13 protein-coding genes are annotated in these 15,088 nt (G+C 66.0%); 6 read left to right on the top strand and 7 right to left on the bottom strand.

Features of this window, described 5'->3' with window-relative positions; all coding sequences use genetic code 11:
- The first annotated feature begins 170 nt into the window (after window positions 1–170).
- Complete coding sequence (gene ggt / locus KEC55_RS21020; protein ID WP_282510361.1) at window positions 171–1,892, top strand: gamma-glutamyltransferase; 1,722 nt, start codon at window positions 171–173, stop codon at window positions 1,890–1,892.
- Between the two features lie 112 nt (window positions 1,893–2,004).
- Here the strand turns inward: ggt and KEC55_RS21015 are convergent, their stop codons facing one another.
- From KEC55_RS21015 to KEC55_RS20985, 7 genes are all read right to left on the bottom strand, one after another.
- Window positions 2,005–2,616 (bottom strand): ANTAR domain-containing response regulator, encoded by a 612-nt coding sequence (locus KEC55_RS21015; protein ID WP_282510359.1) that lies wholly within the window; start codon window positions 2,614–2,616, stop codon window positions 2,005–2,007.
- Window positions 2,617–2,622: 6 nt separating this feature from the next.
- Window positions 2,623–3,765, bottom strand: a complete 1,143-nt coding sequence (locus KEC55_RS21010; RefSeq protein ID WP_282510357.1) for a transporter substrate-binding domain-containing protein — start codon at window positions 3,763–3,765, stop codon at window positions 2,623–2,625.
- A gap of 31 nt (window positions 3,766–3,796) precedes the next feature.
- Window positions 3,797–5,353 carry a nitric oxide reductase activation protein NorD gene (locus KEC55_RS21005; protein ID WP_282510355.1) on the bottom strand — a complete coding sequence of 519 codons (1,557 nt, stop codon included), beginning with the start codon at window positions 5,351–5,353 and terminating at the stop codon, window positions 3,797–3,799.
- Window positions 5,350–6,189: a CbbQ/NirQ/NorQ/GpvN family protein gene (locus KEC55_RS21000; protein ID WP_282510353.1), complete on the bottom strand. Its 840-nt coding sequence runs from the start codon at window positions 6,187–6,189 to the stop codon at window positions 5,350–5,352. Before KEC55_RS21000 ends, KEC55_RS21005 begins: the two co-directional genes overlap by 4 nt.
- Window positions 6,189–6,671 carry an AmiS/UreI family transporter gene (locus KEC55_RS20995; protein WP_282510351.1) on the bottom strand — a complete coding sequence of 161 codons (483 nt, stop codon included), beginning with the start codon at window positions 6,669–6,671 and terminating at the stop codon, window positions 6,189–6,191. The genes KEC55_RS21000 and KEC55_RS20995 overlap by 1 nt, the downstream gene beginning before the upstream one ends.
- A gap of 68 nt (window positions 6,672–6,739) precedes the next feature.
- Window positions 6,740–7,777: an aliphatic amidase gene (locus KEC55_RS20990; protein ID WP_282510349.1), complete on the bottom strand. Its 1,038-nt coding sequence runs from the start codon at window positions 7,775–7,777 to the stop codon at window positions 6,740–6,742.
- Window positions 7,778–8,232: 455 nt separating this feature from the next.
- Window positions 8,233–9,648, bottom strand: coding sequence for a TolC family protein (locus KEC55_RS20985; RefSeq protein WP_282511371.1), 1,416 nt, complete (start codon window positions 9,646–9,648; stop codon window positions 8,233–8,235).
- Between the two features lie 281 nt (window positions 9,649–9,929).
- Between KEC55_RS20985 and KEC55_RS20980 the strand changes: the two genes are divergently transcribed.
- The 5 genes from KEC55_RS20980 (at window position 9,930) to KEC55_RS20960 (ending at window position 15,088) form a co-directional block, all read left to right on the top strand.
- On the top strand, window positions 9,930–10,103 hold the full coding sequence (locus tag KEC55_RS20980; RefSeq protein WP_006495012.1) for a hypothetical protein: 174 nt from the start codon (window positions 9,930–9,932) through the stop codon (window positions 10,101–10,103).
- A gap of 225 nt (window positions 10,104–10,328) precedes the next feature.
- The gene (locus KEC55_RS20975; RefSeq protein ID WP_166953149.1) at window positions 10,329–10,514 is read left to right on the top strand and encodes a hypothetical protein; all 186 of its coding nucleotides are present in this window, start codon (window positions 10,329–10,331) and stop codon (window positions 10,512–10,514) included.
- 144 nt (window positions 10,515–10,658) lie between these two features.
- Window positions 10,659–12,779: a peptidase domain-containing ABC transporter gene (locus KEC55_RS20970; RefSeq protein ID WP_282510338.1), complete on the top strand. Its 2,121-nt coding sequence runs from the start codon at window positions 10,659–10,661 to the stop codon at window positions 12,777–12,779.
- A complete protein-coding gene (locus tag KEC55_RS20965; protein ID WP_282511369.1) occupies window positions 12,776–13,780 on the top strand; it encodes a hypothetical protein in 1,005 nt (334 codons plus the stop codon). The genes KEC55_RS20970 and KEC55_RS20965 overlap by 4 nt, the downstream gene beginning before the upstream one ends.
- A 12-nt stretch (window positions 13,781–13,792) precedes the next feature.
- Window positions 13,793–15,088: an HlyD family secretion protein gene (locus tag KEC55_RS20960; RefSeq protein WP_282510336.1), complete on the top strand. Its 1,296-nt coding sequence runs from the start codon at window positions 13,793–13,795 to the stop codon at window positions 15,086–15,088.

The following is a 15,088-nucleotide window of genomic DNA, read 5'->3' as shown; positions in this document are numbered from 1 at the left end:
GCTGCGTGATCAACCGCACACAATCGGGGTCGATTCGTAGTGTACGGTGCATTTTCCCGCCGAATTGCCGGATTCACTACGAAACCGTCATATGGCCGACGCTGCGCCAGCGGCTATAAGCGGATCAGGTGCTTTTCGTGCCTGAAGAAGATCCACATGGGGGACATGCAATGACTACGCTGAATCGCTTCAAATCATCCGCTGCCGTGCTCGCGACGGTGGCCGGCATCGGGTTTCTGCCGAACGCGCCCGCGTATGCGAAAGGGCCGCAGCCGGCGGTCCTGACGAGCTCGGCGGTGGCGGTGGCCGACAAGTACAGCGCGGATGCCGCGGAGCGGATCTTCAAGGAGGGCGGCAACGCGATCGACGCGGCCGTCGCGATCGCGTTCACGCTCGCCGTCACCTATCCGGAGGCCGGCAACATCGGCGGTGGCGGCTTCATGACGATCTACAAGGATGGCAAGCCGTACTTCATCGACTATCGCGAGCGCGCGCCGCTCGCCGCGACGAAGGACATGTACCTCGACAAGGACGGCAACGTCATCAAGGACATGAGCCTGTACGGCCCGCGCGCGGCCGGCGTGCCGGGCACGGTCGCCGGCATGTGGGAAGCGCAGAAGCGCTTCGGCAAGCTGAAGTGGAAGCAGGTGCTCGCGCCGGCGATCCACTATGCGCGCGACGGCTTCGTCGTCGACGAACAGCTCGCGCAGCGCGGCGTCGACGCGTCGAAGGAGTTCGGCGGCAAGACCAACTTCGACAAGTACTTCTCCGGGCTGAAGGCCGGCGCGAACTTCAAGCAGCCGGATCTCGCCGACGTGCTCACGCGAATCGCGAACGACGGCGCGGAAGGGTTCTACAAGGGCAAGACGGCCGAGCTGATCGCCGCATCGATGAAGACGGGCGACGGCAACGGACTGATCACCACCGAGGATCTCGCGCAGTACCGCGCGGTGTGGCGCCAGCCGGTGCAGGCGAAGTGGAACGGCTATGACGTGATCACTGCGCCGCCTCCGAGCTCGGGCGGCATCGGCCTCGTGCAACTGTTGAAGATGAAGGCCGACCTCAAGCCGGACTTCGACGGCGTGAAGCTCAACTCGCCGCAATATATCCACCTCGTCGCCGAAATCGAGAAGCGCGTGTTCGCCGATCGCGCGCAGTATCTCGGCGATCCCGACTTCTACAAGGTGCCGATCGCGCAGCTGACCGACGATGCATACATCGCGAAGCGCGCGGCCGAAGTGAGCCCGACCCAGATTGCCGACACGAAGAGCGTGCAGCCGGGCCTCGGCACGACGATGCCGGAGAAGGCCGAAACGACGCATTTCTCGGTGGTCGACAAGTGGGGCAACGCGGTGTCGAACACGTACACGATCAACGGCTATTTCGGCTCGGGCGTGATCGCCGACGGCACGGGCATCGTGCTGAACGACGAGATGGACGACTTCTCCGCGAAGCCGGGCGTCGCGAACATGTTCGGTGTGGTCGGCAGCGACGCGAACGCGATCGAACCGAAGAAACGCCCGCTGTCGTCGATGTCGCCGACGATCATGACCAAGGACGGCAAGGTGTCGCTCGTGATCGGCACACCGGGCGGCTCGCGCATCTTCACGTCGATCTTCCAGGTGATCAACAACATCTACGACTTCAAGATGCCGTTGAAGGAAGCCGTCGGCGCGATGCGCTTCCATCACCAGCTGCTGCCGCCGAACACGATCTTCTGGGAGCCGTACCACCCGATCGAAGGCGAACTCGCGAAGCAGATCGAGGCGCGCGGCTACACGCTGAAGGGGCAGGATTTCAGCGGCGACATCCAGGTCATCAAGATCGACGGCAACACGCCGGAAGCGATGGCCGATCCGCGCGGGCGCGGCGTGACGCGGATCATCCGCTGACGTGAAGCGATGCCGTGCGCGCCTGCGAAAGCGGCGCGCACGTCGTTCGGCAGCCGGGAGCGTCGATCCGGCTGCCGAATTCTTTTAGCCGGTCGTCCGGATGAAGCCGGCGTCAGCGCTTCAGCAGCGCATGCGCCTGCACGATCTGCTCGGCGAGCTGGTTGATCGAGATGCGCCGCTCCATCGCCTGCGAGCGGATTTGCTGGTAGGCATCTTCCTCGCTGATCGCGTTGTGCTGCATCAGCAGCGTCTTCGCTTCCTGCAGCGTGCGCACGGACATCGCGCGCTGTTCGAGCTGCGCGATGCGGCGCCGGTACTCGTCGTGCCGGCGGCTCTGGTGGCACGCGAGCGCCATCGCACTCAGCAAGCCGAACGAGCGCACGGGTGTCGTCACTGCGCTCTGCGCATCGATGCGAAGCATCAGTTCGAGGATCGTCGGGCTTTCGTAGGTCGTGACGGCGATCAGCGGCGGCCGCGCGTCGTCCTCGAGCCACGGGATCGACAGGTGCAGCAGGTCGGGCCGGACCGCGAGAATCACGAGATCGACGCTCTCGGGCAACGCGGCGGGCGGCGGCCAGCGCTGCTCGGTCGGGCAGCCGATGCGCGACAACTGCTCGACCAGCAGCAGGCCGTTGTCGTCGTCCGGGTAGTACACCATCACGCGGAGCGAACGCAGTTCGGCGAGCAGGCGCGGCGTCGAGCGGATCGGGGTGCGGGCGCGCATCGTCGGTTACGCCTTCAGTTCATCGGGCGTGTGCACGCGGTCGCCGAGCGAGTGCGTGATCAGGTACGGATCGGGATGCACGCGTCGCGTCGCTTCGCGCACGATCGTGAAATTGCCGTCGGCCGTCGCGCAGCCGATGCGCGGATACAGGCACGTGTGCTGCGTGAGCCGGTCGATCTTCACGCGTCCCTGCGGCGCGTCGAATTCCGAATCCGCGAGATGTTCGACGAGCCGGTCGCGCTGATCGGTGCCGGCGCGCGCGAGCGCATTGGCGAACACGTGGGCCTGGAAATACGCGGCTTCCCACGGCGCGGACGCGCTTGCGTCGTCGCCGAAGCGCGCCTTGAGCTGCGCGATGCAGCGCCGGTTCACGTCGGAATCGATGGTCTGGAAATAGGGCGACGACGTGTAGTGGCCGGCCGCGGCCGCGCCCATCTGGCCGAGTTCGATCTCGGAGGTCGTCAGGCTCGCGATCGGCATCTTGCGCGCATCGAGGCCCGCTTGCGCATAGGCGCGGTAGAACGCGGCCGTGCTGTCGCCGACCAGCGTGCTGAACACGAAGTCGGGCGCCTTCGCGCGGATATCCTCGACGACCGCCGCGAAATCCTGCTCGGACGCGACGAGCGGCATGTACACCTCGCCGAGGATCTGGCCGTCCGGATGCTGCGTGACGAGGTCGATCATGATGCGGTTCGACTCGTACGGGTAAATGTAGTCGGACCCGACCAGGTACACGCGCGCGCCGAACTGCGCGGTCATGAACGCGGCGAGCTGCACGCTGTTCTGGTTCGGCGCGGCGCCCGTGTAGATCACGTTCGGCGAGAACTCGAAGCCTTCGTAGAGGGTCGGGTAGAACAGCAGCTTGTCCCACTTCTCGACGATCGGAATCAGCGCCTTGCGGCTGCTCGACATGTATCCGCCGAACAGCACGTTCACGCGCTCGGTGGCGATCAGTTCCTCGGCGAGCCGCGCGTAGACGGCCGGGTCCGAGCACGCGTCGCGCACGACGGGCACGATCTCGCAGCCGTTCGCGCCGCCCGCTTCGTTGATCTCGGCGATCGCCTGCAGCGTGCCGCGCAACTGGCTTTGGCCGAGGTGCGACGTGCATCCGCTCTGCGAGAACAACACGCCAACCTTCACACTGTTCATTCGTCCATCCTGATTCTTGCGGGTAGGACCGTCACGCGGTCAGCCGCCCGGCCGCGTGCGCGACGACGGCGGGCAGTGCGTCGCCGTTCGCCGCGTGCAGGCAGCTCGGGCCGACGCCAAGTATTGTAGACAACCCGGGCGGTGCGCCGAACGACAGACCGGCGATCGCGACGCCGCGCCGCCGGCCCTGGCGTGCCGCGTGACGTGCATCCTCGACGAGGTAGCGCGGGTCGAACACGTCGATGTCGGCGGCTTCGCCGTCGCCGATCATCAGCACGGCGGCGCGCGCGCTGACCGCTTCGCGCCGCAGCAACGTCAGCGCATGGCGCAGCGCCGCTCCGGTGCGCGTGCTCATCCCGGCGTCGGCCGCGAGCAGCGCCGCGCGGCGGCCGGGGTCGAACGCTTCGCCGAAATTCTTGAAGCGCGCGTAGTACACGCGATGGCGGCCGTCCGACGTATAGCCGTGAACGGCCCAGCGCCGTTGCTGCCGGTCGAACAGGTCGCCGAGCACGAATGCGGCGCGCTTCTCGAGCGCGGCGACTTGCGCGGCCGTCGACGCCGACAGGTCGAGCAGGATCAGCACCGGCCCGCGCGCATCGTGCGGCACGCGGCGGCGAAACACGCGCGGATCGGGCGCATGCCCGGTGCGGCGCGAGATACGTGCGGCGATCGCCGCATCGACGTCGAGCGCATCGCCGTCGAGCTGGCGGCCGATGCGACGCATCGGTTCCGTCGCGCGCGCGGATGGCATCCGCTTCGCCGCGTGCCGATCGGCGTCGATCAGGGCGGCAAGCGATGGCGACGGCGCCGACGTGACGGGCGCGCGTTCGATGACGGTCGTCCAGTCGCGGCGCTCGCGCTGCGTGTGGCAATTCCATTCGGGGTAGCGCGGCGCATCGGGTGCCGGTGGCGGTTCGTCGTCGGGTTCGTCGCTTTGGCCGCCGGTCGCGGCCGACGTCTCGACGCCTTCGTTGCCGGCTTGTTCCGACGCAGCGGCGGGTTGCGCCCATAGCCACGCGTTGTCATCGCGATAAGGCAGCCATGCGCCGTCGTCGGGTTCGAAGCGCACGCGCATCTGGCCGAGATCGTTCGCGAGCCGCGACGCGATCGTGCGGAACGCGCGGTAGTCGTCGAGTGCGTCGCGTTTTTCGTTGAACAGCTGCGCGCCCTTGTCGACCCACGGGTTGCCGTCGCGATACGCTGGATCGAACAGCGCCTTCGCGAGCCGCGCGCACAGGTGGCCGAACGTCAGCCCTTCGCGGTCGATCGGTGCGAACGCCGGCGCCCAGAAGGTTGCCAGCCCGGGCCAGGTGCGGGCGAGCAGCGTTTCGACGCGCGCATCCTCGATCAGGCCGGCAACGGCGATGCCGATCGGCGTCAGTGTGTCGGCCGGTTCGCCGGACGGCGAATGCAGCCAGTGCGCGAGTGCGTGCGCGGCCGCCGCGACGCGCGCGGCGGGCGACAATCTGCCCGGCACACGCAATGCGGCGTGACCGAGCGTCGTGCGCAGCGCCGCATCGTCGAGCCGCACGTCGGTCTCGTGTGCGGTCATCCCCTGCAGGAAGCGGGCGAGGTGCTGCGCGCTCATGTCGCGAAGTGCGCGGCGGCCATCGTCTGTAACGCGGCGCGCGTGTCGGCTTCGTCGGTCGCCGCGTCGCTGATCGCGATCCGGCACGCGTCGAGCGGCGCGAGACCCGCGACGATCAACCGGGCCGCATGCACGAGCAGGCGCGTCGACGCACCTTCGTCGAGCCCGTTGCCGGCCTGCGCGAGCGCACGTGTGCGCTGTGCGAGATCGACGAGCCGGCGCGCCGTGTCGCGATCGGCGCCGCTTTCGCGCACGACGACGTCGGCTTCGTGCTCCGCATCCGGATAGCCGAAGTCGATCGCGACGAAGCGCTGCCGCGTCGACGGCTTCAACCGCCGGTGTTCGCCGTGATAGCCGGGGTTGTACGAGATCACCAGATGGAAATCCGGATGCGCATGCACGACCTCGCCGAGCCGGTCGAGCGGCAGCACGCGTCGCGAGTCGGTCAGCGGGTGGATCACGACCGTTGCGTCGGGGCGCGCTTCGACGATCTCGTCGAGATAGCAGATCGCGCCATGCCGCGCCGCGAGCGTGAGTGGCCCGTCGGCCCAATAGGTGCCGTCGGCGTCGAGCAGGTGGCGGCCCGTCAGGTCGGCCGCCGACGTGTCGTCGTTGCACGCGACCTGGATCAGCGGCAGGCCCATGCGCCACGCCATGTATTCGACGAAGCGCGTCTTGCCGCAGCCGGTCGGCCCTTTCAGCAGGACCGGCAGGTGATGCCGGCAGGCCGTCTCGAACCAGTCGGCCTCGGCGCCGGCCGGCTGGTAGAACGGCGCATCGGCGATGCGGTGCCCGGCGAGCGGATCGGTGGCCAGCGGCGTATCGCGTGCGCTCATTACCACCTCCCCGTCATCATCAGCATGCCGGGCAACCAGCAGGTGCCGACGCCGATCGCGATCGTGTAGCCGGGCAGGAAGCGCACGGTCCGCTTCAACCCGAGCGCGACGAAGAACAGGAACCACAGGCTCGACCACAGCAGCCACATCGCCCCGAAACGCACGTCGTTCGACGTACCCGCATAGACGAGCGCGCTGATCGCGACGAACAGGCAGTACCAGCCGAGGCCCGCGCCTTGCAGCCCGCGCCACTGGACGGCGGCGAGGTACAGGTACGTGAACGCGAACAGCAGCCCGCCCGCGCTCGAAAAATACTGCGGCGGCGCCGATGCCTGCACGAGGCCGGCGAGGTTGATCAGCAGCGCGAGCAGCCCGACGAGCAGGTTCAGGCCGGCCGCGTCGCGCGGTTCGATGCGGCCGGTGAGCGCGACGCCGTTGACGACCAGCACCGCGCCGATGAAGAAGAGAGCGACACCGAGCATGATGAAGGCTCCAGAGTGAGACGGCGCCGTTCGCGCACGCAGCGCGAACGGCCGGGCGGGGCGCGGGTTCAGCGATGCGCGGGCGCTTCGGACGGAATGCCTTCGATCGGGCATTCGGGCGTGCCGGGTGTCGCACGCGTCAGGCGCTCGACGGCCAGGCGCGTGCCGTCCGGATCGTTGACCCAGTTCGCGTAGAACTCGAACGGGCATTGCGCGACGCCGTTTGGCGATTCGCCGGAACCGATCTTGCCCGTGTAGCCGCGGTGCAGCAGCTTGTACAGGTGGTTCTGCGACTGCATGTTGCGGCGCGCGTCGCGGATCAGGCTCACCGAAAGCTCCGCATACTGCACGCCGTTTTCTTCCTCGCCGCATTCGCCGAGCGTGCGGCCGTCGAAGCCAACGATCGCCGAGTGGCCGAAATATGAATACACGCCGTCGAACCCGGCCGCGTTCGCAACCGCGACGTAGCAGTTGTTCATGAACGCCATCGCCTTCGACACGAGCACTTGCTGGTCCTTCGCCGGGTACATGTAGCCCTGGCAGCGCACGACGAGTTCGGCGCCGCGCATCACGCAGTCGCGCCAGATCTCCGGATAGTTGCCGTCATCGCAGATGATCAGGCTGATCTTGAGCCCCTTCGGCCCGTCGGCCACATACGTGCAGTCGCCCGGATACCAGCCTTCGACGGGCACCCACGGCATGATCTTGCGGTACTTCTGCACGATCTCGCCCTGGTTGTTGATCAGCACGAGCGTGTTGTACGGCGCCTTGTTCGGGTGTTCCTCGTGGCGCTCGCCGGTCAGCGAGAACACGCCCCACACGTTCGCCTTGCGGCATGCGGCGGCGAAGATGTCGGTTTCCTCGCCGGGGATCGTCGATGCCGTGTCGTACATCTCCTTCGCGTCGTACATGATCCCGTGCGTCGAGTATTCGGGAAACACGATGAGATCCATACCGGGCAGGCCGCGCTTGATGCCGACCACGCGCTCCGCGATTTCACGTGCATTCGCGATCACGTCGGCGCGGGTGTGCAGGCGCGGCATCTTGTACTGGACGACGGCGACGCCGACGGCGTCGTTGCTGCTGGAAATATCGCCATGACGCATGGTGTGCTCCTGGTTCAGGTGAAGACGTGCGTTTTCGAAACGCAAAAAAAAGCCCTTGCCTCGACGAGCGAGGCAAGGGCTTCTTTGCCGGTCCGTTCATCCGACAACGCTGTCGGATAACGGGAATGCGGATGAGTGGCCGGATACGCGGCCGGCGAAGCGCGGGCTATCTGGCTCGCGCTGCGCACGATCGTGGGACGTCTTTGTCCGCCGGATCGATGGGAAGCACTCTATGCAAAGTTTTTTTCTGATGCAACATCGCGTATACCCCTGCACGTCGTGATGGGGCTGCGGCCGATGTCTTGTGCGGTCGGGACCGGACATCGCGCACCACGAACGTGCAGCGTCGGACGCAAGTTTGCGGGAGGATGCGAGATGGCATCGCGATGCGCCGATACATCGACACACCCAATAACGTTGTGCGTACAACCTTTTATTGGCGTGCCGATGCGTGCTCAACCGCGGTCGTTCGCCGCGTTGCTTTCGAGGAAGCTGTCCACCGCCACCAGCGACTGTTCGTCGAGCGTGCCGAGCACGCTTTTCAGCTTCAACTGCAGCTTCAGCGCATCGAGATAGCTGTCGAACAGCTTCTGCCGGATGCCCGAGATGTCGCGCCTCAGGTTCAGCGTTTCGTACGTCGTGCTGTAGCCGACCTGATGCGCCTTCATCGACGAGTCGTACGCGAGCCTCGCGGCCTGCAGCGACTGCTGCAGCGCGCGGATGCGCTTGCCGACCGATTCGAGCGCGGACAGCGCCTCGCGGTGATCGGTGCCCAACTGCTCCTCGACCTCGCGCAGCCGGTTGCGGTATTGCTCGGTCACGTGCTCGGCTTCCACCTGCCGGTAGTACACGCTGCCGCCGGAGAAGATCGGGATCGTCACCTGCACGCCGAACGCGCTTTGATGGAAGTCCGAGCGATCGGTGAGCCCGCGCAGGTTCGGGTTGAGCCCGCGCGAATACGACGCGAACAGGTCGACGGTCGGCAAGTGCTCGGCGCTGACGCGTTTCGCCGCGAGCCGCGCGACCTGGACGTCGCGATACGCCTGACGGTACGCGGGGTTGTCCTGCGGCGCGTAGTCGCCGGACGGAATGCGCGGCGACGTTCCGCGCATCGCGAGCCGAGGCCAGCGCGAGAAATCGATCGTCGAGCCGAGCAGCGTCTCGTAGCGCGCACGACGCGCGTCGACGTCGGTCTGTGCGAGTGCCTCGTCGGATTCCGCGAGGCTGCGGCGCGCCTCGATCTCGGCCGTGTCGCCGATCGTCTTCATCCCGAGCTGCGCCATGCGTCGCGTGTCGCTTTCGAGCCGCGTGAGCGCGCTCACTTCGTCGTCGGCCGACTGCAGTTTCTCGCGCGCGCTGAGCAGGTCGAAGCACGCGTTCGCGACGCGCAGGATCAGGTCCTGCTTCGCGACCTCGAGCTTTTGCTTCGCCGATTCCTCGTATTCGGTCGCGCGCCGCATGTCGTACAGGTAGGGCACGTTGAACAACGCTTGAGTGACTTGCGCGGAACCGTACGCGGCATTGCTCGACCCGCTGACGTCGATGCCGAACAGGTTCGCGTGCGTGCCGTAGCGTCCCCATTCGAGTTGCGCCGCGGCCTGCGGCAGCATCTGCGCGCGCGCTTCGGGGAATTTCTGGCGGGCCGCATCGTACTCGCTGCGCGCCTGCAGGTAGCGCGGATCGTGCACGGATGCGTACTGGTAGGCCGTGTCGAGGCAAAACGCATGCGCGTTTGCCGATACGCCGACCACTGTTACAGCGAACGCTGTCATGGTTGCAAGTCGGGGATTCCACCTAGTCGAAATTCTTGATAGGGAAATACCCGCATTCCGCGTCGCCGATCCGCGATTCGCGCGCCTCGTTTCAAACATGGCCGTCTCCGTCTCCTGCCCGTGCCGCAATGCGTTGCGGCGGGATTTAAACGTCTTGAAATTGAAATTCAAACAGCATGAATGCCTGCTACCCGTCACATATCGGAAAACGCACCTGTAAGAGTGTGTCCTCCATTGAATTCCGATGCGACCGCATGATAGCCTGATTTCGGCTCGTAATCGCAGTGATTATTAGATTAACAAGTCGCTAGGGATTAAAAGCCGTTTGTCTTTCAATGAAGGTTCTTTGCATCATCTTTATTTTTTACGAGGAGAGAATGATGAAGGTCATGACGACGGAACAGGTCAGGAATGTGCATGGCGGCGGTGCGATCAGCTCGCTGGGTAGCCTCGCCGTTGACGCCGCGCCGGTGGTGACCGCGCTCGGCCAGTTCCTGCCGAGCCTCGGCAATTACCTGCAGAACCCGAAAACGTTCAATAACACCGGCAAGTAACCGCCGTGCGCGGGGAGGCGCCCCCCGCGCAAAATGCTGCGAAACAGAAGGAAAAGAATCGATCGCCGCAGTGGCAATAAAGCGACTCCGGAATGCATTATTCCGGATTCGGGCGATTATCAGGAGGCAGGAGTGCCGGATTATCCCCGTAATAAAGTTAACGGCCATTGATATTTCAATTGGCTGACGGTGGCGGGCATTCCAACAATATAAAGGCCACAACAAATGCGAGACATCACGGAAGAACAGGCCCGCCAGATTCGCGGCGGCGCGTCGCTTTACTCCAATTCGGCTGCCTATACGGTCGATCTCGTCAATCAGTCGATCGGGACCACGATCCAGGGCCTGATGACCCAGTACCAGACCCACGCCGTCGAACAGTTCCGGATGTCGCTCGGCTCGTCGCGCTGAGCGGCCCGCCGGGCGGCCGGTAACACCGATCTTCCGTCGCAGCCGGCAGCGTGCCGGCTGCGCCCATGCGTATCGCGCACGACCCGCCACGGGCCCGCACCGGCAGGCCCGGGCGGCGCGTCGTCGCGCCCCGGGTGTCCGACCATGCTTTTCAATACGCGTAAAGTCCGTCCGGTCCTGCAGGACGAGGTGACGGAGTGCGGCCTGGCCTGCCTCGCGATGATCGCGTCGTGGCACGGGCGCGAAACGACGTTGCGCACGCTGCGCAACCGCTATCCGGTCCGGATCGATTCCGGGCTGTCGTTCTTCGACCTGATGGAGATCTCGAACGATCTCGGCCTGCGCGCACGCGGGCTGCAGTTCGACGCGGGCGAGCTCGACGCGCTCAAGACGCCGTGCATCCTGCACTGGGGGATGAACCACTATGTCGTGCTGACGAAGGTCGGCTACGGCAGCGTGCACATCGTCGACCCCGCGCTCGGCGAGACGAAGCTGCCGCTCGCGCAGGCGCTCACGCACATCACCGGCTACGCGCTCGAGCTGAATCCGGACATCGGCTTCACGCGGGCGGGGCAGGCTGACCGGATCCGGCTGCGCGACTACCTCGAAGGTCTGACGGGCATCCGCAAGAGCCTCGCGATCGGTATCGCGGGCGGCGTCGCGGCGCAGCTCCTGCTGCTGCTCGGCCCGTCGTACGTGCAACTGACGATCGACGAGGCGCTGAAGAAGACCGACGTCGACATCCTGTATCTGCTGACGATCCTGTTCGCGATCGTGTTCCTGTTCGACACGCTGTACGCGAACCTCGTCGGCAACATCAAGAGCTACCTGCGCAACATCGTGTCGCAGCAACTGTCGGCGAACATGGTCGGCCATCTCGCGCGGCTGCCGATCGGCTATTTCCTGTTCCACAACACCGGCGACTCGATCTCGCGCGTGTCGTCGGTGTCCGAGGTCGGGCGGTTTCTCGTCGACGGGCTGGTCGGCGGGCTGCTGAATATCGTGACCTGCACGCTGACGCTCGTGCTGATGCTGTACTACAGCCCCGTGCTGGCCGGCATCAGCCTCGCCGGGATGGTGCTGTTCGCGCTGAGCCGGCTCGCGATCCAGCCGCAACTGCAGGACGCGATGTCGCAGATCCTCACGCGCGGCGCCGAAGCCGACGCGCTGCTGATCGAGAACATCCGCTCCGCACACTCGATCAAGCTGCTGTCGGCCGAGACCGCGCGCAGCAGCCTGTGGGTCAACGCGTTCACGCAGAAGCTGCAAGCGATGCGCCAGCAGGAGCGGCTGCAGTTGCTGTTCGATGCAATCTCGAAGGGGATCGTGCATGTCGAGCAACTGGTGATCGTCACATACGGCGCGTGGCTCGTGATGCACGGCCAGAGCACGATCGGCGTGATCTATGCGTTCATCCAGTACAAGAACCTGTTCGCGGACAAGTTCATCGATTCGATCCAGCTCTACGTGCGCCGCAAGGTGCTGCAGGTTCACATGGACCGCGTCGCCGACGTGCTGCAGACCGAGACCGAGGAGCCTGCGCCGGACGCGGTCGTGCGGCCGGTCGACGGATTCGATGGCGCGCTGTCGATCCGTGCGCTGTCGTACACGCCGAAGGGCGGCAACCGCCCGATCCTGCGGGACATCGCGCTTGACGTGCCGGCCGGCAGCAAGATCGCGATCGTCGGCCGCACCGGCAGCGGCAAGACGACGCTGCTGAACCTGATCTGCGGGCTCGTGCGGCCGGACCCCGGCACGCTGTTCGTCGGCGGCGTCGATCTCGCGGAAGTAAACCTGCGGCAGTACCGCAAGCATCTCGCGGCCGTCACGCAGTCCGACCAGCTGTTTCGCGGGACGATCCGCGACAACATCACGAACTTTGCGCCGGCGCCGCGGATCGGCGCGATGTTCGACGCGGCGAAGCTCGCCTGCATCCACGACGAGATCGAGCGGCTCGACCATCGCTACGACACGCCGCTCGGCGATACGCAGAAATTCCTGTCGGCCGGCCAGATGCAGCGGCTGCTGATCGCGCGGGCGCTATATTGCGAGCCGCGCCTGCTGATCCTCGACGAGTTTTCGTCGAACCTCGACCAGGCGACGACGCACGAGATCTGCCGCAACGTGCTGACGCTGCCGTGCACGATCGTGCTCGTCACGCACGATGCGTCGATCCTGTCGATGGTCGACCGCATCTACCAGATGCACGACGGCGTACTGATCGACGCGACCGACGCATGGCGCACGAACGAGGAGACGCGGTGATGCTCGGGCGTCTCTTTCTGCTGAATCCGTTCTCGTATGCGTTCCTGGTGCGCCGCGCGGTGCGCGCGGTCGCGCTGCGCACGTCGCCCGCGCGCGGGCTGCGGCTGATGCGCTGGTGTTCGGGCGCGTGCCTGCGCTGTTTTCCGTGCATTCGCGAATCGATCGAGCGCGCGGTGGCGTACATGCTGAGCGCGCACCTGAACGACGATCCGCGGCGCGTGCGGGAAGTGTCGGCCGCGATCGTGCGCGAGCTGTTCGAGGCCGAGTTCGCCGGGCTCAAGCTGCGCACGCACAGCCTCGAATCGATGAAGTCGATGATCGACGGGATGGCGTGCGACGGCGAGGACCAGCTGCGCACGGCGCTCGCGCGCGGCGGCCCGCTGATGCTCGCGGGGCTGCACTTCGGCAACCTGATGCTGTTTGTCACGAAGCTGCGCTTCATGATTCCCGACGATCGCAAGCTGATGGTGATCCTGCATCGCGATGCGCCCGGCGCGTTCTTCGACGATGCGCTGCGGCTTGTTGCCGAATACGGCGCCGGCGAAGTCGAGTTCATCGACATCGACGAGCGCGTGCACCTGCGGCGGCTGATCACGAGCCTGCGGCGCGAGGCACCCGTGTTCCTGCTGTTCTCCGACCTGCACGGCAAGTTCGGCAAGACCAACCGCTGCCGGCTCGGCGGGCGCTGGGTGCGGATGGCGGGCGGCGGCGTGAAGCTCGCGGTCGAGCAGGGGATCCCGCTGCTCGTCGCGTACGCGACGGGCGTGCCGTTTCGCGATCGCTGCGCGGTGCATTTCACCGAACTCGCGGCCAGCCCGCTCGCGCCGATGCTCGGCGCGGACGACGACGCGTCGCCGGTGCGCGCGACGCACCAGCGCATCGTCGACCGGCTTGAGCAGGCACTCGTGCGCCAGCCCGAGCAATGGCATTTCTGGGAACACTTCACGCCTTACCTGATGCCGACGCCGCTGCTCGATGCGGCCACGCGGCGTCGCTCCTGACGAGCCTGCCCCATGCCGAACTGGAACGCTGCCCTCCGAGAACAGAAACCGTCGCGCAAGCTCGCGCGCGGCACGACCTTCGGCACCGTGATCCACGGCGTCGTCGACGTGCCGGTGTCGATGCGGTTCTTCTGCTACCTGTCGCTGGCGATGTTCGCGATGTTCGTGACGGCGCTCGTCGAACTGAGCTACGCGAATACCGAGAGCGTGTCGGGGATGCTGACGCCGCGCTCGGGGCTGATCGGCGTCAGCGCACCGCCGGGCTGGGCCGTACGCGACATCTACGTCGGCAAGGACCAGCAGGTGAAGGCCGGCCAGCGGCTGCTGGCGGTGACGCGCGACACGAGCTTCGTGAGCCAGGCGAACAACGTGCAGGGGATGCGCGCGGCACTCGACCGGCAGCGCGTCGAGGTCACGCAGCAGATCGATGCGGCGCGCCTCGAATACAAGTCGTCGGTGCAGCAGATCAACCAGCAGATCGCCGCGCAGGGCGAGAGCCGCGGGCTGATCGACCGGCAGATCCAGGACCAGAAGCGCATCGTCGACGAGTACGGCGAACGACGCGCCCGCGTGAAGCAGCTGCTCGACGAACAGGTCGTGACGCTCGAACAGTACAACCAGGTCAACACGCAGTACCTGCAGGCCGGGCAGGCATATCAGGACCTGCTGCTGCGCCGCGCCGAGCTCGCGAAGAATGCGATGAAGCTGCGCGGCGATCTCGACACGATGCAGAGCAAGTACGACGGCGCGAACGCGGAACTGAAGATCAAGCAGGAGGAGCTGAACGCGAAGGAATACAACATCGACGAGAACGTGAACCAGGTGCTGTACGCGCCGGCCGACGGGCAGATCGTGCGGCTCGACGTCGTGCAGGGCGGCGTGATCGACCCGCCGGGCACGCGCGTCGTCGAGATCCTGCCCGCGAAGGCCGACGGGCTGATCGCCGAGGTCTACATTCCGTCGTCGAAAGCCGGCTTCGTGAAGAAGGGACAGGAAGTGAAGGTTGCGTACGCAAGCTATCCGGTCGAGAAGTTCGGCACCTATCGCGGCAAGGTGCTGTCGATCTCGCCCGTTGCGTTCTCGGCGAAGGAGCTGAACCTGCCGGGCGATGCGGCCGCGCCGCAGACCTACTTCAAGACCTGGGTCGAACTGGCTGATCGTACGCCGTCGTTCGAAGGGCGGCCGCTGTCGCTGCGGGCCGGGATGATGCTGAAGGCCGACATCGTGCTGGAGCGGCGCAGCCTGCTCGAATGGCTGTTCGAGCCGCTGTACCGGATCCGCCAGCGCCTGTTCGGCGTGCCGGCCTGA

The organism is Burkholderia cepacia (assembly GCF_029962485.1).
GTDB lineage: Bacteria > Pseudomonadota > Gammaproteobacteria > Burkholderiales > Burkholderiaceae > Burkholderia.
This window is presented reverse-complemented; position numbering and strand designations above follow the sequence as displayed.

Excerpts from the sequence above, each read along its gene's own strand:
- KEC55_RS20960 (WP_282510336.1), top strand. The coding sequence starts at position 13,793 with ATGCCGAACTGGAACGCTGCCCTCCGAGAACAGAAACCGTCGCGCAAG.
- ggt (WP_282510361.1), top strand. The coding sequence starts at position 171 with ATGACTACGCTGAATCGCTTCAAATCATCCGCTGCCGTGCTCGCGACG.
- KEC55_RS20975 (WP_166953149.1), top strand. The coding sequence starts at position 10,329 with ATGCGAGACATCACGGAAGAACAGGCCCGCCAGATTCGCGGCGGCGCG.
- KEC55_RS20970 (WP_282510338.1), top strand. The coding sequence starts at position 10,659 with ATGCTTTTCAATACGCGTAAAGTCCGTCCGGTCCTGCAGGACGAGGTG.
- KEC55_RS20985 (WP_282511371.1), bottom strand. The coding sequence starts at position 9,648 with ATGTTTGAAACGAGGCGCGCGAATCGCGGATCGGCGACGCGGAATGCG.
- KEC55_RS20990 (WP_282510349.1), bottom strand. The coding sequence starts at position 7,777 with ATGCGTCATGGCGATATTTCCAGCAGCAACGACGCCGTCGGCGTCGCC.
- KEC55_RS20980 (WP_006495012.1), top strand. The coding sequence starts at position 9,930 with ATGAAGGTCATGACGACGGAACAGGTCAGGAATGTGCATGGCGGCGGT.
- KEC55_RS21005 (WP_282510355.1), bottom strand. The coding sequence starts at position 5,353 with ATGAGCGCGCAGCACCTCGCCCGCTTCCTGCAGGGGATGACCGCACAC.
- KEC55_RS21010 (WP_282510357.1), bottom strand. The coding sequence starts at position 3,765 with ATGAACAGTGTGAAGGTTGGCGTGTTGTTCTCGCAGAGCGGATGCACG.
- KEC55_RS21015 (WP_282510359.1), bottom strand. The coding sequence starts at position 2,616 with ATGCGCGCCCGCACCCCGATCCGCTCGACGCCGCGCCTGCTCGCCGAA.
- KEC55_RS21000 (WP_282510353.1), bottom strand. The coding sequence starts at position 6,189 with ATGAGCGCACGCGATACGCCGCTGGCCACCGATCCGCTCGCCGGGCAC.
- KEC55_RS20995 (WP_282510351.1), bottom strand. The coding sequence starts at position 6,671 with ATGCTCGGTGTCGCTCTCTTCTTCATCGGCGCGGTGCTGGTCGTCAAC.